The sequence below is a fragment of the Pseudomonas sp. AC247 genome, from assembly GCF_979258015.1.
Genome location: NZ_OZ409829.1, coordinates 5,746,927 through 5,764,958, shown reverse-complemented (window position 1 = coordinate 5,764,958; position 18,032 = coordinate 5,746,927). Strand labels below are relative to the sequence as shown.

Sequence of the window (18,032 nt, the reverse complement as noted above, 5' to 3'; positions counted from 1 at the left end):
AAAAGGCTTGCCGCAGCAAGCCTTTGAAGAGGGGCATCAAGCGTTCTGGCGGTGCTGCTTTTCCAGTTTCTTCTTGATCCGGTCGCGTTTGAGCGTGGACAGGTAATCGACGAACAATTTGCCGTTGAGGTGGTCGCATTCGTGCTGGATGCACACCGCGAGCAGGCCTTCGGCGATCAGTTCATAGGGCTTGCCGTCGCGGTCCAGCGCCTTGATCTTGACCTTCTGCGGGCGGTCGACGTTTTCGTAGAAACCCGGTACCGAGAGGCAGCCTTCCTGGTATTGCTCCATTTCTTCGGTCAGCGATTCGAACTCGGGGTTGATGAACACCCGTGGCTCGGTGCGGTCTTCGGAAAGGTCCATCACGACGATACGTTTGTGCACGTTGACCTGGGTCGCGGCTAGGCCGATGCCCGGCGCTTCATACATTGTTTCAAACATGTCATCGACCAACTGACGCACTTCGTCGTCCACTACAGCCACAGGCTTGGCGATAGTGCGCAGACGCGGGTCCGGGAATTCGAGGATGTCTAAAATGGCCATAGGCTGATTGCTGCACGTGTTGAGTAAAGTCGGGCGATGGCCTGGCAGGTCCGAAGATGCAGGCTACCGTTGTGAAGCGTAGCTTGTGCATTTTGCACAAGCGAGCCACGGGGGCTCTGACGGTTCACGCGAACGCACATGATAAAGGGATTCACTGCATGAGGAAAACACTACTCGCCCTGCTGTTGCTGGCTTCGGCCGGCGTAGCGCAAGGGCAAGTGCAGCTCAGGGATGGTTTTCCACAGCAATACACAGTGGTTACGGGTGACACACTCTGGGACATTTCCGGCAAATACCTGCGCGAGCCCTGGCAATGGCCACAGTTGTGGCGGGCTAATCCGCAGATTGAAAACCCCAACCTGATCTATCCCGGCGACACGCTGACGCTCAGCTACGTCAACGGCCAACCGCGCCTGACGCTCAATCGCGGCGAGTCGCGCGGCACCATCAAACTGTCGCCACGGATTCGCACCAGCCCGGTGGCCGAGGCGATTCCGAGCATTCCACTGAAATCGATCAACAGCTTTTTGCTGAGCAACCGCATCGTCGACAAGGCCGAAGATTTCGACAAGGCGCCGTACATCGTCGCCGGCGATGCCGAACGAGTGCTCAGCGGCACCGGCGACCGTATTTACGCGCGCGGCCATTTCGACCCGAATCAACCGGTCTACGGCATCTTCCGCCAGGGCAAGGTCTACACCGATCCGCAGACCAAGGAGTTTCTCGGCATCAACGCCGACGACATCGGCGGCGGTGAAATCGTCGCGACCGAAGGCGACGTTGCCACCCTCGCCCTGCAACGCACCACGCAGGAAGTGCGCCTCGGCGACCGCTTGTTCAGCGGTGAAGAGCGCTCAATCAACTCGACCTTCATGCCCAGCGCGCCGACCACGGGCATCAACGGCGTGATCATTGACGTACCACGCGGCGTCACCCAGATCGGCGTGATGGACGTGGTCACCCTGAACAAGGGCAAACGCGACGGGCTGGTCGAAGGCAACGTGCTGGAGGTGATGAAAACCGGCGAAACCGTGCGCGACCGCGTCACCGGCCAACCGCTGAAAATTCCTGACGAACGCGCCGGGTTGCTGATGGTGTTCCGTACCTACGACAAACTCAGTTACGGCCTCGTCCTTAACGCATCGCGCTCGCTGGCGGTGCTCGACAAGGTGCGAAATCCGTAAGCTTGCTTCACAAGTTACCAACAGAGTTATCCACAGCTTGTTCCGAATGGTTCGGGGCTTATAACGATCAAGGATGATCCAATCATGCTGTCTGTCTGCACGTCGGTTTCGCCGGCGGAACTGGAAGCGCGTCTGCGCCTGCACCGCTTGCCGGACATCGGCCCCAAGCGTTTTACAAAATTGCTCGAAGCCTTTGGCTCGGCTTCGAAAGCCATCAGCGCGCCGGCCAGTGCCTGGCGCTCGTTGGGCTTGCCAACGTCGAGTGCCGAAGCGCGCCGTAGTCCCGAAGTGCGCGATGGCGCCAGCCACGCAATGCGCTGGCTAGAGCGGCCGGAGCATCATTTGCTGATGTGGGATCAGGCAGATTACCCGGCGCTGCTGGCGCAAATTCCGGATCCGCCACCGTTGCTGTTTGTCGCCGGTGATCCGCTGATTCTCGAAAAACCGCAACTGGCGATGGTCGGCAGCCGCCGCGCTTCGCGTCCGGGAATGGACACCGCAGCGGCGTTTTCCCGCAGCTTGGCCGGGGCTGGTTTTGTCATCACCAGCGGTCTGGCGCTGGGCATAGATGCCGCTGCGCATCAGGCCGCGCTGGATGTCGGTGGGCTGACTGTCGGGGTGCTCGGCACCGGGCTGGAAAACTTTTATCCACAGCGCAATCGACGCTTGGCCGACGCGATGATTGCGTCCGGCAGCGCGGTGCTTTCGGAGTTTCCGCTGGATGCCGGGCCGACCGCGAGCAACTTCCCCCGGCGCAATCGGATCATCAGCGGTTTGTCCCTCGGCGTGTTGGTGGTCGAGGCCAGTGTCGCCAGCGGATCCTTGATCACGGCAAGGCTGGCGGCAGAACAGGGGCGCGAGGTTTACGCGATTCCCGGCTCGATCCATCACCCCGGCGCACGGGGCTGTCACCAGTTGATTCGCGATGGCGCGGTGCTGGTGGAAACTATCGAGCACATCCTCGAAGCGCTGCGCGGCTGGCAGCGTTTGCCGCTGTCCGCAGACACGCCGAAAGTCGATCATCCACTGCTTATGTTGCTGCACGCCGCGCCGCACACCAGCGAAGGTCTGGCCGACAGCAGCGGCTGGGCGTTACCGAAAGTGCTGGCAGCGCTGACCGAACTGGAAATGGATGGCCGCGCGGTGAGTGAAAACGGACGCTGGTTTGCGCGGGTGAGCTAGGTTTTACAAGGAAGATCGGTAAACTGCGCGAAACCTGTTTGTGGAGAGTTTTTTCATGGTCAACAGTTGGCGTGTGCAACAAGCCGCACGAGAGATTCGCGCCGGGGCGGTGATTGCCTATCCAACCGAAGCCGTCTGGGGGCTGGGTTGCGACCCGTGGAATGAAGAGGCGGTGGATCGGCTGCTGGCGATCAAGAATCGCTCGGTCGACAAGGGCCTGATTCTGGTCGCCGACAACATTCGCCAGTTCGACTTCCTGTTCGAAGACTTCCCGCAGGAATGGCTCGATCGCATGGCCAGCACCTGGCCGGGGCCGAACACCTGGCTGGTGCCGCACCAATGCTTGCTGCCGGAATGGGTGACGGGTGTGCACGACACGGTGGCGCTGCGCGTCAGCGATCATCCGCAGGTGCGTGATCTGTGCTCGATGGTCGGGCCGCTGATTTCGACCTCGGCCAACCCGCAAGGACGTCCGGCAGCGCGCACGCGGTTGCGCGTCGAGCAGTATTTCCGGGGGCAGATTGATCTGGTGCTGGGCGGGGAGTTGGGTGGGCGCAAGAACCCGAGCCTGATTCGTGATTTGGCCACGGGCAACATCGTGCGCCCGGCCTGATACCGCGTCGCTTCCATCGCGAGCAGGCTCACTCCTACATTTGGAATGCGTTCCCCTGTAGGAGTGAGCCTGCTCGCGATGGGGCCAATCAAGGCAACAGAATTGTCGACCCTGTCGTCCGTCGAGCCGACAACTCGGTCTGGGCTTTGGCCGCCTCAGCCAGTGAATAACGCTGACTGATATCCACCTTCAACTTGCCACTGATGATCATCTCAAACAGCTCATCGGCCATCCGCTGCAGGTTCTCGGCGTTATTGGCGTAAGTCGCCAGTGTCGGCCGGGTCACGTACAGCGAGCCTTTCGCCGCAAGAATCCCCAGGTTCACCCCGTCCACCGCACCTGACGCATTACCAAAACTCACCACCAGACCGCGCGGTGCAACGCTGTCCAGCGACGTCAGCCACGTGTCCTTGCCCACACCGTCGTAAACCACCGGGACCTTCTTGCCATCGGTGAGCGCCAGCACACGTTCGGCAACATTTTCATGGCTGTAATCGATGGTTGCCCAAGCGCCGTTGGCCTTGGCCAGTTCAGCTTTCTCTTTCGAGCTGACGGTACCGATCAGCTTCACGCCCAGGGCCTTGGCCCATTGGCAGGCCAGCGAACCGACACCACCGGCTGCGGCGTGGAACAAAATGGTTTCGCCACCCTTCAGCTCATAGGTCTGGCGTAATAGGTACTGCACGGTCAGGCCCTTGAGCATCACCCCCGCCGCCGTTTCGAAACTGATTTCATCCGGCAGTTTCACCAGATTGTCCTGAGGCAACACGTGAAACTCGCTGTAAGCGCCCAACGGCCCACTGCCGTACGCCACGCGATCACCGACCTTGAAACGGGTAACGCCACTGCCGACGGCATCAACCACGCCTGCACCTTCGGCCCCGAGGCCGGACGGCAACGCTGGTGGCGCATACAGACCGCTGCGGAAATAGGTGTCGATGAAATTCAGGCCGATCGCCTTGTTGGCCACGCGCACTTGGTTGGGGCCGGGCGCGGCGGGTTCGTAGTCAACAAATTCGAGCACTTCGGGGCCGCCGTGGGCGCGGAACTGGATACGCTTTGCCATCTGCCTGCTCTCCTTGGGTCTTTCGTGAGCCCCCTATCCAACTCCCATGCTTGATCTTCGTCAACTGCGGCGCGTCAGTCTGCGGTGGTATGCTACGCGCCCATTTGCGTCGCCCGCCTGCGGGGCGCCGCCCGATTCAAGGTGAAGCCATGACGACCCGCACCGACGCCGTAAAGGCCTATCTGCTCGACCTGCAAGACCGCATCTGCGCCGCCCTCGAACTCGAAGACGGCGGCACGCGCTTCGTCGAAGACGCCTGGACCCGGCCGGCTGGCGGTGGCGGTCGCACCCGCGTGATCGAGAACGGCACGCTGATCGAAAAGGGCGGCGTCAACTTTTCCCACGTCTTCGGCAGCGGCCTGCCGCCGTCCGCCAGCGCCCATCGCCCGGAATTGGCCGGTCGCGGTTTTGAAGCCCTCGGCGTGTCGCTGGTGATCCACCCGCACAACCCGCATGTGCCGACGTCCCACGCCAACGTGCGCTTTTTTATCGCTGAAAAAGAAGGCGAAGAGCCGGTCTGGTGGTTCGGTGGCGGCTTCGACCTGACCCCGTATTACGGCAACGAAGAAGACTGCATCCACTGGCATCGCGTCGCCGAACAGGCCTGCGCGCCGTTCGGCACGGACGTCTACCCGCGCTACAAAGCCTGGTGCGACACCTACTTCCACATCAAGCATCGCCACGAACCGCGCGGCATCGGCGGGCTGTTCTTCGATGACCTGAACGAGTGGGACTTCGACACCAGCTTCGCTTTCATGCGCGCGATCGGCGACGCCTACATCGATGCTTATCTGCCGATCGTGCAGCGCCGTAAAAACGCTGCGTTCACCGCGCAGCAGCGTGAATTCCAGGAATTCCGCCGTGGCCGTTACGTTGAATTCAACCTGGTCTACGACCGTGGCACATTGTTCGGCCTGCAATCGGGCGGGCGTACCGAATCGATCCTGATGTCGCTGCCGCCGCAAGTGCGCTGGGGCTACGACTGGAAAGCCGAGCCGGGCAGCGAAGAAGCGCGCCTGACCGAGTACTTTCTGCAAGACCGCGACTGGTTGGCCGAGGCCTGAGGATTTCTGATGGATCGTTACGTCGTTTTCGGTAACCCGATCGGCCACAGCAAATCGCCGATGATTCACAAGTTGTTCGCTGAGCAGACCGGTCAGAGCCTCGACTACGGCACCCTGCTGGCGCCGCTCGACGATTTTTCCGGCTGCGCTAAAGCCTTTTTCGTACAAGGTCGCGGCGCCAATGTGACCGTGCCGTTCAAGGAAGACGCTTATCGCTTGGCCAACAGCCTCACTGCCCGAGCAGAACGTGCTGGCGCGGTGAACACCTTGAGCAAACTCGCCGACGGTTCATTGCTCGGCGACAACACTGACGGCGCCGGACTGGTGCGGGATCTGACGGTAAACGCCGGGTTCAGCCTGACCGGCAAACGCATTTTGCTGCTCGGTGCGGGCGGTGCAGTGCGTGGCGCGCTGGAGCCGTTGCTGGCGGAGCAACCGGCCTCGGTAATCATCGCCAATCGCACGGTGGACAAGGCTGAGTTGCTGGCCGAGTTGTTCTGCGATCTGGGGCCTGTGTCGGCGAGCGGGTTTGACTGGTTGCGTGAGCCGGTGGACGTGATCATCAATGCCACGTCGGCGAGCCTGACCGGTGATGTACCGCCGATTGCGCCGAGCCTGATCGAGCCGGGTAAAACCCTGTGCTACGACATGATGTACGGCAAGGAGCCGACGGCATTCTGCCGCTGGGCCAGCGAGCATGGCGCGGCGGTGTCGATGGATGGTTTGGGGATGCTCGCCGAGCAGGCGGCTGAGGCGTTCTTCCTGTGGCGCGGTGTGCGCCCCGATACGGCGCAAGTATTGGCCGAGCTACGCCGCCAACTAGCGCAATAATCCTTGTAGGAGTGAGCCTGCTCGCGATAGCGGAGTGTCAGTTGATAGGGTTTTATCTGACACTCCGCTATCGCGAGCAGGCTCACTCCTACAGGGTTATGCGGTGCTATCAGATCAATCCTCAAACCGGATCGGACATTTCTCCGGCCCTTCAAGCTTCCTCAATTCCTCCACCACCTGCGGTCGCGCCCGGCGCAAGGTCAAACTGCGACTCTGGCTGAGCAAGCGTCGCGCCTCCTGATGCAGCATCTCCACCCCCGAATAATCGATGAAGTTGATCTGCTGCGCCTCGATCACCACCCGCGCGCCGTGCATCCGTTGCAGGCGCACTTGCAGGTAATGGCTGGCGCCGAAAAAGATCGAGCCGCCAACCCGCAACACATCGTCCTCACCGTCGCGCCAATGCTGCACGCGCGGTTGCGAGGTGCGCTTGAGGTAGAAGAACAGCGACGCCAGCACCCCGGCATAAATCGCCGTCTGCAATTCCAGCAGCAATGTCGCCAGGCAAGTCAGCGCCATGACCACAAACTCGGCACGGCTGACCCGCAGCAATGCGCGGATGCCGCGATGATCGACCAGGCCCCAGGCGATCAGCAGAATGCTGCCGGCCATCGCCGGAATGGGAATGTGCGAAATCAGCCCGGCGCCGAAAATCGCAAACAACGCCACCCAGATCGCTGAAAAGATCCCGGCCAATGGCGAGCAGGCGCCCGCCTCGTAGCTCAACCCAGAACGGGTAAACGATCCGGCTGACAGCGACCCGGAAAAGAACGCCCCGACGATATTCGATAAGCCCTGCGCGCGAACTTCCTGATTGGCATCGAGCAACTGCTGCGAGCGCGCCGAAATCGAGCGCGCGATCGACAGGCTGGTGACCAAACCGAGCATGCCCACCGCCACAGCGCTGGGCAGCAAGCGCAGGATCAAGTCCAGATCCAGCGGCAAGCCACTGAACGGCGGCAGGCGACCAACAAACGCACTGACCAGATGCACATGGCCGAACATCGCTGGCCACAGCCACACCAGCAGACTGGCCAGCACCAATGTGATCAACAGCGTTGGCCAGCGTGGCAGCAGTTGTTTCAACACCACGCCGACCACCACCGTGGCTACGCCCAGAACTAATGACGGCTTATCCACAGCCCTGAGGTGTTGCAGCAGATCCATCAGACTCGCCAGCGCCGTGGCTTTGGCCGGCAACTCCAGCCCCAGCAGGTTCGGCAATTGCCCGATGGCGATCACCACCGCCGCGCCGAGGGTGAAACCGAGCACCACCGAATGTGAGACGAAATTCACCAGCGCACCGAAGCGCAGCAGGCCGAGCAGCCACTGGAAAATCCCCGCGAGTAAGGTCAGCAGCAGGATCAGCGTGATGTAGTCCTGCGAGGCCGGCACGGCCAACGGGCTGACGCTGGCGAACAGCACGATGGAAATGGCCGCTGTCGGGCCGCAGATCAGGTGCCATGACGAACCCCACAGGCAGGCGATCAACACCGGGATGATCGCAGCGTAGAGACCGTATTCGGGTGGGAGACCGGCAATCAGTGCGTAGGCAATCGACTGGGGTAACGCGAGAATTGCGCCGCTGAGGCCGACGATCAGATCCCGTCCTACGCTGGCGCGGGTTTGCCGCGGTAGCCAGGTCAGGAAGGGGAAGAGAGAGTGGCGGCTGGGGAAGGCCATGGGTCCTCGCGGTTGAAATTTTTAGTTAGGGTATCAGCCCGTTACGCTGATCGTTCCCACGCTCTGCGTGGGAATGCCTCAACGGACGCTCCGCGTTCGGCTTTGAATGGGACGCGGAGCGTCCCGGGCTGCATTCCCACGCGGAGCGTGGGAACGATCATCAAGTAGAAAGCATTACAGCTTGGCTTTTACTGCCGCCAACGCATCCTTCCCGTCAACCGTCTTCACCCCGTCCAGCCACTTGTCCAACACCGCCGGATTCGCCTTGATCCACGCCTTCGCCGCCGCGGCATTAGTGACCTTCTTGTTCACCACCTCAGCCATGATGCTGTTCTCCATCTCCTGCGTGAACGACAGATTGGTCAGCAATTTACCCACATTCGGACACGCCTCGGCATAGCCCTTACGCGTCAACGTGAACACGCTGCCAGTATCGCCAAAATACTTCTCGCCACCCTTCAGGTAATGCATCTTCAACTGCACGTTCATCGGGTGCGGCGTCCAGCCGAGGAAGGTGACGAATTTCTGTTTCTTCACCGCCCGCGACACTTCGGCCAGCATCGCCTGCTCGCTGGACTCGATCAGCTTCCACTGGCCCAGGTCGAAGTCGTTCTTCTTGATGATTTCCTGCAACGAGATATTCGCCGGCGCACCCGAGCCGATGCCGTAGATCTTCTTGTCGAACTTGTCGGCGTATTTGTTCAGGTCGGCAAAGTTATGCACACCCGCATCCCACACGTAGTCCGGCACGGCGAGGGTGAACTCAGTGCCGTCGAGGTTCTTCGCCAATTGCGTGACGTCGCCGGTGGCGACGAACTTGTCGTAGAAGCCCTGCTGCGCCGGCATCCAGTTGCCGAGGAAGACATCCACCTGGCCGTCCTTCAACCCGCCAAAGGTGATCGGCACCGCGAGGGTGTCGACTTTGGCCTTGTAGCCCATGCCGTCCAGCAGAAACCCGGTGATCGCATTGGTCGCGGCGATGTCGCTCCAGCCCGGGTCGGCCATTTTCACCGTGTCGCAACTCTGCTCGGCGAAGGCCGCAGCGCTGCTTAGCGATAGCAGGCCAACCGTCACTACTGTGGATAACTTACGCATGGACTTCCCCTTAACATTATTGGTTTTGGCAGGGTTGTGGATAACGTGCTTTGCGTTCCAGATCATCGAGGTCGATGTGGTTGCGCATGTACTGCTGACTGGCGTCCACCAGCGGCTGGTGATCCCAGCTCTTCAGCTTGCCGATGGTTAATGCCTCGGCAACGAAACGGCGGCGGCGCTGGCTGGCGAGTACCTCTTGGTGAATCGCCGGAATGTCCCATTTGGCCCGCGCCTCGGCGAGAAAATCGTCGAACAGCTGGCGATGTTGCGGTGATTGACCGAGTTCTTCCAGTTCGCGCGGATCGTTGCTTACGTCGAAGAGTAGGCAAGGGTCGCTTTCACTGTAGATAAATTTGTAGGCGCCGCGACGGATCATCATCAACGGGCTGACGGTGCCTTCGGCCATGTATTCGCCGAACACTTCGTCATGCCCACCCAGCCCTTGCAGATGCGAGACCAGAGAACGGCCATCCAGTGGCAAGCCCGGCTCCAGGGGGCCGCCGGCCAGTTCCACAAAGGTCGGCAACAGGTCAGCGGTAGACACAGCCGCGCTGACCCGACCGGCACCAAATTGGCCCGGCGCACTGATCAACAGAGGCACGCGGGCGGCCATTTCATACCAGTGCATTTTGTACCAGAGGCCTTTCTCGCCAAGCATGTCGCCGTGGTCACCGGAGAACACAATGATGGTGTCATCGATCAGCCCGGTTTCTTCGAGGGTTTGCAGAAGTTTGCCGACGTTGGCATCGATATAGCTGCACGCTCCGAAGTAGGCTCGGCGCGCGTCGCGGATCTTATCCACAGGCAGCGGTTTATCCCACAGGTCATAAACCTTGAGCAGGCGCTGCGAGTGCGGATCGAGTTCGTGTTGATCCGGGGTTGTAGGCAAAGGGATATCGGCATCGTCGTACAAATCCCAGAAAGCCTTGGGAATCGTGTACGGGTCGTGTGGGTGGGTCATCGATACGGTCAGGCAAAACGGCTGATCGCCATCTTCGCGTATGTGATCGAACAGGTACTGCTGCGCTTTGAACACCACCTCTTCGTCGAAATCGAGCTGGTTGGTGCGCACGCACGGCCCGGCCTGCAACACCGAGGACATGTTGTGATACCAGGTCGGCCGCACGTCCGGCTCATCCCAATTCACCGCCCAACCGTAATCGGCCGGGTAGATGTCGCTGGTCAGACGCTCTTCATAACCGTGTAACTGATCCGGGCCGCAGAAATGCATCTTGCCCGACAGCGCCGTGCGGTAGCCGAGACGGCGCAAGTAGTGGGCGTAGGTCGGCACATCGGCAGGGAAATCGGCAGCGTTGTCGTAGGCGCCGATCTTGCTCGGCAACTGGCCACTGACCAGGGTGAAACGCGACGGCGCGCACAACGGGCTGTTGCAGTACGCAGCATCGAACACCACGCCTTGTTCGGCGAGGCGGGAAAGATTCGGCAGTTTGATTGGCGATGGGCCGTAGAACGGCAACGTTGGCGCGGCCATCTGATCGGCCATGATGAAAAGAATATTCTTGCGCTTCATGTGATCGCGGCATTCCATAGTGAATATTTATGCGACATTGCTGCGATCGAGCATGGAGTCCATGCTGTGTCGGGTAAAGCCCGCACCGGGCAATGACTAGGATAAGCACAGCTTATGTATGAAGCTTTGGGCGATCTGTCGCTCGACCTGCTGCGCGCCTTCGAAGCCGCCGCTCGTCATCGCAGTTTTACTGCGGCGGCGGTCGAGCTGGGCACCACGCAACCGGCGATCAGTCAGCAGATCAAGCGGCTGGAGGAACAGCTCGGCACGCGGCTGTTTGATCGCATCTACCGAGGCATCGAGTTAACCGAAGTCGGTGCGATCCTTTTCGAGCAAGTTAGCTTGGGTTTGCAGAATATCAACGCAGGATTGAGCGCGATCAGCGCGCAGCAGCAACATGAAGTGCTACAAGTCGCTACCGATTTCGCCTTCGCCGCGTACTGGCTGATGCCGCGTCTGCACCGCTTCCATGAGGCCAATCCCCACGTCGACGTCAGCCTGGTTACCAGCGAACGCAACCACAACATGCTGCGCACCGACATCGACGTGGCGATCCTGTTTGGCGACGGGCGCTTCAAGCAGGGCGAGAGCCATTGGTTGTTCAGCGAAGAAGTATTCCCGGTGTGCAGCCCGCAATTGCTCAAGGAACGCGCCCTGCCCTTGCCCGCTCAGGCGTTGCTGGAGTTGCCGCTGCTGCACCTGCGTGGCGAAAACAGCAGCAACTGGTTTGACTGGAGCGGACTGTTTCGCGAGTTGGGGATCAGCACGCCGCCGGCGCCGGGGCAGTTGCGGTTCGACAATTACACGCTGTTGATTCAGGCGGCCATTGGCGGGCAAGGCGTGGCAATTGGCTGGCGGCACCTTGTGGATAACTTGCTCAGTCAAGGTTTGTTGTGTCGGCCGATTGCTGAAACGACGCTGTCGCGGCTGGGGTATTACGTGGTATTGCCGCAGCGCAAACGGCGTGGGGCGTTGATTCAACAGTTTGTGGAGTGGTTGATGGCGGAGCAGGCGAGCAGCGCCGAATCCCTGAACGGGTTGGCGCTGCCTTCGATTGCGGTTTGAAGATCAAAAGATCGCAGCCTTCGGCAGCTCCTACATGGGATCTGTGGCGGCGATGAAATTGACGTGTTGGCCCACGTGCAAATTCAGCCGCAGCTCATCGGCAATGCCGACCGCTACGCGATTCAGGCGTTCCAGCGGTTCCGCCAGCCCCGGTTCAAGATTCCCGCCGACCTGACTGAAATGCTCAATCGTCAGCCCGGCCACGCCGTGGGGCGCATTGACCAGCGTCCACTGCAGCGGGCTGCTTTGCAGCGCTTCACGGATTTCCTCGGCGGCGTGGCGTTGCAGGCGATCGTCCAGTTCCGTTTCGTCGAGCACCGAGAACTCTCCTACCAAAAACAGTCGCGAAACATTCGCCGCTTGTAGGCCATCGACCAAAGCATCTACGGCTAGTACCTGCTCCACCGGCCCGAGCACCACCGAGCGTTCAACGTGATCACTGCTGAACGGCAACCCCGGCGCATCCAATAAACAGATGACCGCCGAACTGCCTGCCACACTTTGATTGACCCGCTCGGAATCGAACAGATCACCGCTTTTGGTGCGCAAACCCGGACGCGGCGCGAGCGCGGTGAGGTCGTCGAGGATGGCGATGACTTCGTGCTGACGGCGCAGCAACTCAGCCATCAACGCACCGCCCAGGCTACTCATGGCACCATAGAGCACCACTTTTACCGCCGGGGTTTCGGCATTTTTCATGGCTGATCCCTTTTGTTTTCCCTTGTATGGCGTGTGACATACGGGCAACGCCGAGGGTTCGAACCGATTCAGAGGCTTTCAGATGCAAGTGATCAAGGGATACCACGCCCACGTCTATTTCGACGCCAGCAGCATTGGGCAGGCGCGGGATTTGTGCGAACAGGCAGCGCAGTTGTTTGCGCTGAAAATGGGCCGGGTCCACGAACGCCCGGTCGGCCCGCACCCGGACTGGAGTTGCCAACTGGCCTTCGGCCCCGAGCTGATCGGCGAGGTGTTGCCGTGGCTGGCGCTGAACCGCAAAGGCCTGGTGGTGTTTCTGCACCCGGACACTGGCGCTGATTTGCTCGATCACACTGAGCACGCGATCTGGATGGGCGCCGTGCGACCGTTGGACCTGTCTATTTTTTGATCAAATGGTTTCTTCGGCTTCACTCGGCAGTTGTTCGTCCAGATGCAGCCAGGGCAGTTGGCTGTCGGTCCAGATATGCCGCTCGGCCGGCGCCAGTTCCGGGTGATCAAGGGTGGCGATGGTCACGTCGATGCTTTCCGGGCTGAGCAACGTCACCAGCGCCAGTTGCGCGCCGCAGTTCGGGCAGAAGAACCGCGCGCAACTCTGCGACGAGTCATACCGCGACGGCGTACCCGCCAACCACTGGAAACTCGCCGCCGGCACGGTGATCCACGTCGTCACAATCCCGCCGCTGACCTTGCGGCAGATCGAGCAATGACAATGGGCGATGTCCTGCAGCGCCCCGCTGAACTGATAACGAATGTGTCCACAATGGCAGCCGCCGCTGTGCAATTGGCTCATGGCTGAAGCCCTCCTTCCCGTGTTCATTGACTCTAGTTCGCATCCGACGGCCGGTTGACCGTTCATTCAAAGCTTTCTCCAGCGAAAGCTGGCTGAAAGCTTCCCCGATTAGGATCGCCCCACTTCCGGCAACAGACCGGTTGGCCAAACCGTGTGATCGCTCGCACGCAAGGCCCAATTAACAACAACAATGGTGATTCCGATGTCCTCTGTAGCCCGCCTCCTCGCTCCCACTCCGCCCGTACGTTTCGTGCTTGCCGTTCTGCGCTGATCCCTCACCGATCCGCTCACTCAACTAGCTGCGCTACGCCTGGAGTATTCCCATGCTGACTTTCCTTGGCTTCGCCATGGTCATCACGTTCATGTTTTTGATCATGACCAAGCGCCTGTCCGCGCTGATCGCCCTGATCATCATCCCGATTCTGTTCGCCCTGTTCGGTGGTTTCGCCCCGAAGATCGGCCCGATGATGCTCGAAGGCATCACCAAGCTGGCGCCGACCGGCGTGATGCTGATGTTTGCCATTCTGTATTTCGCCCTGATGATCGACTCCGGCCTGTTCGACCCGGCCGTGCGCAAGATCCTCAAACTGGTCAAGGGCGACCCGTTGAAAGTTTCGGTCGGCACCGCCGTACTGGCGCTCGTCGTCTCCCTCGATGGGGACGGCGCGACCACTTATATGATCTGCGTGGCCGCCATGCTGCCGCTGTACAGCCGCATCGGCATGAGCCCGCGGATCATGGCCGGCCTGATCATTCTGGCCGGTGGCGTGATGAATATGACCCCGTGGGGTGGCCCGACCGCCCGTGCCGCGAGTGCGTTGCATGTCGATCCGTCGGACATTTTCGTGCCGATGATCCCGGCGATGGCCGCCGGCGTCGTGGCGATCCTGCTGATTGCCTACTTCTACGGCAAACGTGAACGTGCGCGTCTGGGTGAGCTGCACCTGATCGGCGACGAAATCGATCACAGCGAAATCAGCGTGTCGCAGTTCCCGGATGCCCGCCGTCCGAAACTGATCTGGTTCAACGCCCTGCTGACCCTGGCGCTGATGTGCACGCTGATCGCTGGCCTGCTGCCACTGCCGGTGCTGTTCATGGTCGCGTTCAGTATCGCGATGATCGTCAACTACCCGTGCCTGCAGATGCAGAAGGACCGCGTCGCGGCCCACGCTGGCAGCGTGCTGTCAGTGGTCAGTCTGATTTTCGCTGCCGGTATCTTCACCGGTATCCTCTCCGGAACAGGCATGGTCGACGCCATGTCGAAAAGTTTGCTGGCAGTGATTCCGGACTTCCTCGGCCCGTACCTGGCGGTGATCACGGCGCTGGTAAGCATGCCGTTCACGTTCTTCATGTCGAACGACGCGTTCTACTACGGCGTGCTGCCGGTGCTCTCCGAAGCGGCCAGCCATTACGGCATCACAGCCGTGGAAATGGCCCGTGCCTCGATCGTCGGTCAGCCCGTCCACTTGCTGAGTCCGTTGGTACCGTCGACGTACCTGCTGGTGGCGCTGGCCGGTATCGAGTTCGGTGACCATCAACGCTTTACCCTGAAATGGGCCGTGCTGGTGTGCCTGTGCATTCTGGTTGCAGCCCTGCTGTTGGGGACTTTCCCGCTGTTCAGCACGTTGTAACGGCATCAACTCACCAGGCGCCAGCTGCTGGCTGGCGTTCTGGTTTAACACACGCTCAAAGGAATACACATGGAATGGCTGACCAACCCCGAAATCTGGGTTGCCTTCTTTACCCTGACTGCCCTGGAGATTGTCCTCGGCATCGATAACATCATCATGATTTCGATCCTGGTCAGCCGCATGCCCAAGCACATGCAGCAGCGCACCCGGATCTTCGGTCTTGGCCTGGCCATGATCACCCGGATCATGTTGCTGCTGTCGATCACCTGGGTCATGCGCCTCACCGCCGACCTGTTCGAAGTGTTCGGCCAGGGCATTTCCGGCCGCGACCTGATCCTGTTCTTCGGTGGCCTGTTCCTGCTGTGGAAGAGCTCGCAAGAGATGTACCACGCGCTGGAAGGCGAAGACGAAAGCGACGATTCGCCTGGCGGCAAGGGCGGCAACTTCCTCTACACCATCATCCAGATCGCGATCATCGACATCGTCTTCTCGCTGGATTCGGTGATCACGGCGGTGGGCATGGTCTCCCATGTGCCGGTGATGGTCGCCGCGATCATTGTGGCGGTGCTGGTGATGATGCTGGCGTCGGGCAAGATCAGCGAATTCATCGACAAGCACCCGTCGCTGAAGATGCTGGCGCTGTCGTTCCTGCTGGTGGTCGGTACCGTGCTGATTGCCGAGTCGTTCGACGTGCATGTACCGAAAGGCTATGTCTACTTCGCCATGGCGTTCTCGCTGGCGGTCGAGGCGATCAACATCAAGTTGCGCGGCGCGATGGCCAAGAAGAAAAAGCAGCAGGACCCGGTGAAACTGCGCAAGGACATCCCGGGCCAGTAACCCCTACGCCACACCCCTGTAGGAGTGAGCCTGCTCGCGATGGCGGCCTGTCAGTCAACAACAATGTTGAAGCTGATGGCCCTATCGCGAGCAGGCTCACTCCTGCATTTGTTTTGGGCTATATCCAGACTTTTTTGTACCCGCAAAAACCTGTGGCGAGGGGATTTATCCCCGATGGACTGCGCAGCAGTCCCCTGCTTTTGGGTTAAACAACGGGGGCCGCTGCGCGACCCATCGGGGATAAATCCCCTCGCCACAGGATCATTGGTGGATTCGAAATCTGAAGGGTGGATGAAGCGCTTTTCATGACACTTTTGTTTCAATCGACACTTTAGCTGTGCAATGCTGGCGCCCAGTCCGTTAGCCAACTACAGCTTAAGTATCAAAAACGTAGAAACCGCGCGGTACCGTCAACTTGCTCCTTTGGGGCACTGCTATTACAGGGGGTCTGCATGCTCACCCTGCTCAATCTGCTTTCCGCCGTCGCCCTGCTGATCTGGGGCACGCACATCGTTCGAACCGGCATCCTGCGGGTGTACGGCACCAATCTGCGCCATGTGATTGGCCAGAACATGTCCAGGCGCTGGCTCGCGTTCGTGGCCGGCATCCTCGTGACCGCCATGGTGCAGAGCAGCAACGCCACCGCCATGCTCGTCACCTCCTTTGTCGGTCAGGGCCTGATGGCGCTGACCCCGGCGCTGGCGACCATGCTCGGCGCCGACGTCGGTACCGCGCTGATGGCGCGGGTGTTGACCTTCGACCTGTCGTGGCTGTCGCCGTTGCTGATTTTTCTCGGGGTGATTTTCTTTCTGTCGCGCAAACAGACGCGGCTCGGGCAAATGGGTCGGGTGTCGATCGGTCTCGGGCTGATCATTCTCGCGCTGCAACTGATCGTCGAGGCCGCCGCGCCAATCACCCACGCTCAGGGCGTGAAGGTAATTTTTGCTTCGCTGACCGGCGACATCCTCCTCGACGCCTTGGTCGGCGCGCTGTTCGCGATGATTTCCTACTCCAGCCTCGCCGCCGTGCTGCTGACCGCCACACTGGCCGGCGCAGCGGTAATCAGCTTGCCGGTGGCGATCGGTCTGGTGATCGGTGCCAACATCGGCAGCGGCGTGCTGGCGTTCATGAGTACCAGCATGCAGAACGCCGCCGGCCGGCAAGTGGCGCTGGGCAGCCTGTTGTACAAACTGATCGGCCTGCTGCTGATCATCCCGGTGCTCGACCCGCTGGTGCACTGGATCGACAGTCTCGATTTCAGCCCGCAGGAAATGGTCATCGGCTTCCACCTGCTCTACAACACCGCGCGCTGCCTGATTCTGCTGCCGAGCGTCGGGCCGATGGCACGTCTGTGCGCTTGGCTGCTGCCGGAGCGCCCGGAGGTCAACGGCACCGCCAAGCCGCGTCATCTCGACGCCACCGCACTGGTCACGCCGAGTCTGGCGCTGGCCAACGCCGCGCGGGAGACCCTGCGCATGGGCGATCTGCTGGAGAACATGCTCGACGCCACGCTTGATGTGTTGCGCGGTAAGCAGACCGCTGTCACTCAGGAGATACGCCGGCTGACCGACGACGTCGAAGCGTTGTACAGCGCGATCAAGCTGTACCTGGCGCAGATGCCCCGCGAGGATCTCGGCGAGCAGGACAGTCGGCGCTGGGCGGAGATCATCGAGCTGGCGATCAACCTGAAACTCGCCGCCGACCTGATCGAACGCATGCTGCGCAAAATCCAGCAGCAGAAGACCTCGCAGCGTCGCTCGTTTTCCGAGGAAGGCCTGGAGGATCTGGCCGGGTTGCAGCAGCAATTGATCTCCAACTTGCGTTTGGGCCTGTCGGTATTCCTCAGCGGCGATCGTGAAAGCGCTCGCCAGTTGCTGCGCGAGAAACGTCGCTTCCGCGCACAGGAACGCCGTTTGGCCCATGCGCATGTCAGCCGTTTGCAACGCAAGATCGTGCAGAGTATTGAAACCAGTTCGCTGCACCTGGAGTTGATTGCCGACATGAAGCGGCTCAATTCGCTGTTTTGCGGCAGTGCGTATGTGGTGCTGGAAACCGCGGACACTGGGGCGCTGGCGGCGGATGATATTGCCGACATTACGCATTCGCCTTGAACGTTTTACGGCTGGATTTAGTCAGTTACATTGATTCAGCCTTCAGGCCGCTATCGCGAGCAGGCTCACTCCTACAGGGGGACGCA

17 protein-coding genes are annotated in these 18,032 nt (G+C 60.5%); 10 read left to right on the top strand and 7 right to left on the bottom strand.

The features are described from left to right. Window positions 1-36: 36 nt before the first annotated feature. Window positions 37-543: a peptide deformylase gene (gene def / locus ACZZ0B_RS26105; RefSeq protein WP_008084349.1), complete on the bottom strand. Its 507-nt coding sequence runs from the start codon at window positions 541-543 to the stop codon at window positions 37-39. Between the two features lie 158 nt (window positions 544-701). On the opposite strand from def, the gene ACZZ0B_RS26100 reads away from it, so the two are divergent. From ACZZ0B_RS26100 to tsaC, 3 genes are all read left to right on the top strand, one after another. After that, window positions 702-1,727 carry a LysM peptidoglycan-binding domain-containing protein gene (locus ACZZ0B_RS26100; RefSeq protein ID WP_463546562.1) on the top strand — a complete coding sequence of 342 codons (1,026 nt, stop codon included), beginning with the start codon at window positions 702-704 and terminating at the stop codon, window positions 1,725-1,727. Window positions 1,728-1,811: 84 nt separating this feature from the next. Further along, window positions 1,812-2,909 carry a DNA-processing protein DprA gene (dprA, locus tag ACZZ0B_RS26095; RefSeq protein ID WP_008084347.1) on the top strand — a complete coding sequence of 366 codons (1,098 nt, stop codon included), beginning with the start codon at window positions 1,812-1,814 and terminating at the stop codon, window positions 2,907-2,909. Window positions 2,910-2,964: 55 nt separating this feature from the next. Next, window positions 2,965-3,522 carry an L-threonylcarbamoyladenylate synthase type 1 TsaC gene (gene tsaC, locus ACZZ0B_RS26090; protein WP_158830507.1) on the top strand — a complete coding sequence of 186 codons (558 nt, stop codon included), beginning with the start codon at window positions 2,965-2,967 and terminating at the stop codon, window positions 3,520-3,522. Window positions 3,523-3,610: 88 nt separating this feature from the next. Here tsaC and ACZZ0B_RS26085 read toward each other — a convergent pair whose 3' ends face one another. Further along, on the bottom strand, window positions 3,611-4,588 hold the full coding sequence (locus ACZZ0B_RS26085; RefSeq protein WP_463546561.1) for an NADPH:quinone reductase: 978 nt from the start codon (window positions 4,586-4,588) through the stop codon (window positions 3,611-3,613). Between the two features lie 149 nt (window positions 4,589-4,737). Between ACZZ0B_RS26085 and hemF the strand changes: the two genes are divergently transcribed. Continuing rightward, on the top strand, window positions 4,738-5,652 hold the full coding sequence (gene hemF, locus ACZZ0B_RS26080) for an oxygen-dependent coproporphyrinogen oxidase (RefSeq protein ID WP_463546560.1): 915 nt from the start codon (window positions 4,738-4,740) through the stop codon (window positions 5,650-5,652). Window positions 5,653-5,661: 9 nt separating this feature from the next. Next, on the top strand, window positions 5,662-6,483 hold the full coding sequence (gene aroE, locus ACZZ0B_RS26075) for a shikimate dehydrogenase (RefSeq protein ID WP_463546559.1): 822 nt from the start codon (window positions 5,662-5,664) through the stop codon (window positions 6,481-6,483). Window positions 6,484-6,597: 114 nt separating this feature from the next. Here aroE and ACZZ0B_RS26070 read toward each other — a convergent pair whose 3' ends face one another. The 3 genes from ACZZ0B_RS26070 to betC form a co-directional block, all read right to left on the bottom strand. Then, a complete protein-coding gene (locus ACZZ0B_RS26070; protein WP_008084340.1) occupies window positions 6,598-8,166 on the bottom strand; it encodes a SulP family inorganic anion transporter in 1,569 nt (522 codons plus the stop codon). 174 nt (window positions 8,167-8,340) lie between these two features. Continuing rightward, window positions 8,341-9,261 carry a choline ABC transporter substrate-binding protein gene (choX, locus tag ACZZ0B_RS26065; protein WP_463546558.1) on the bottom strand — a complete coding sequence of 307 codons (921 nt, stop codon included), beginning with the start codon at window positions 9,259-9,261 and terminating at the stop codon, window positions 8,341-8,343. Window positions 9,262-9,277: 16 nt separating this feature from the next. Next, a complete protein-coding gene (betC, locus tag ACZZ0B_RS26060; protein WP_463546557.1) occupies window positions 9,278-10,792 on the bottom strand; it encodes a choline-sulfatase in 1,515 nt (504 codons plus the stop codon). 114 nt (window positions 10,793-10,906) lie between these two features. On the opposite strand from betC, the gene ACZZ0B_RS26055 reads away from it, so the two are divergent. Further along, entirely contained in the window at window positions 10,907-11,857 is a 951-nt protein-coding gene (locus ACZZ0B_RS26055; protein ID WP_463546556.1) for a choline sulfate utilization transcriptional regulator, read from the top strand. A 30-nt stretch (window positions 11,858-11,887) separates the two neighbouring features. On the opposite strand, the gene ACZZ0B_RS26050 is transcribed toward ACZZ0B_RS26055, so the two are convergent. Further along, entirely contained in the window at window positions 11,888-12,556 is a 669-nt protein-coding gene (locus ACZZ0B_RS26050; RefSeq protein WP_463546555.1) for an NAD(P)-dependent oxidoreductase, read from the bottom strand. An 82-nt stretch (window positions 12,557-12,638) separates the two neighbouring features. Between ACZZ0B_RS26050 and ACZZ0B_RS26045 the strand changes: the two genes are divergently transcribed. Next, window positions 12,639-12,965, top strand: a complete 327-nt coding sequence (locus ACZZ0B_RS26045; RefSeq protein WP_463546554.1) for a DOPA 4,5-dioxygenase family protein — start codon at window positions 12,639-12,641, stop codon at window positions 12,963-12,965. Here ACZZ0B_RS26045 and ACZZ0B_RS26040 read toward each other — a convergent pair whose 3' ends face one another. Further along, window positions 12,966-13,367, bottom strand: a complete 402-nt coding sequence (locus tag ACZZ0B_RS26040; RefSeq protein ID WP_463546553.1) for a GFA family protein — start codon at window positions 13,365-13,367, stop codon at window positions 12,966-12,968. 323 nt (window positions 13,368-13,690) lie between these two features. On the opposite strand from ACZZ0B_RS26040, the gene ACZZ0B_RS26035 reads away from it, so the two are divergent. The 3 genes from ACZZ0B_RS26035 (at window position 13,691) to ACZZ0B_RS26025 (ending at window position 17,946) form a co-directional block, all read left to right on the top strand. Next, window positions 13,691-14,998 (top strand): CitMHS family transporter, encoded by a 1,308-nt coding sequence (locus ACZZ0B_RS26035; protein WP_008084326.1) that lies wholly within the window; start codon window positions 13,691-13,693, stop codon window positions 14,996-14,998. Window positions 14,999-15,067: 69 nt separating this feature from the next. Further along, on the top strand, window positions 15,068-15,835 hold the full coding sequence (locus ACZZ0B_RS26030) for a TerC family protein (RefSeq protein WP_008084323.1): 768 nt from the start codon (window positions 15,068-15,070) through the stop codon (window positions 15,833-15,835). Between the two features lie 452 nt (window positions 15,836-16,287). Further along, entirely contained in the window at window positions 16,288-17,946 is a 1,659-nt protein-coding gene (locus ACZZ0B_RS26025; RefSeq protein WP_463546552.1) for a Na/Pi cotransporter family protein, read from the top strand. Window positions 17,947-18,032: the final 86 nt, after the last annotated feature.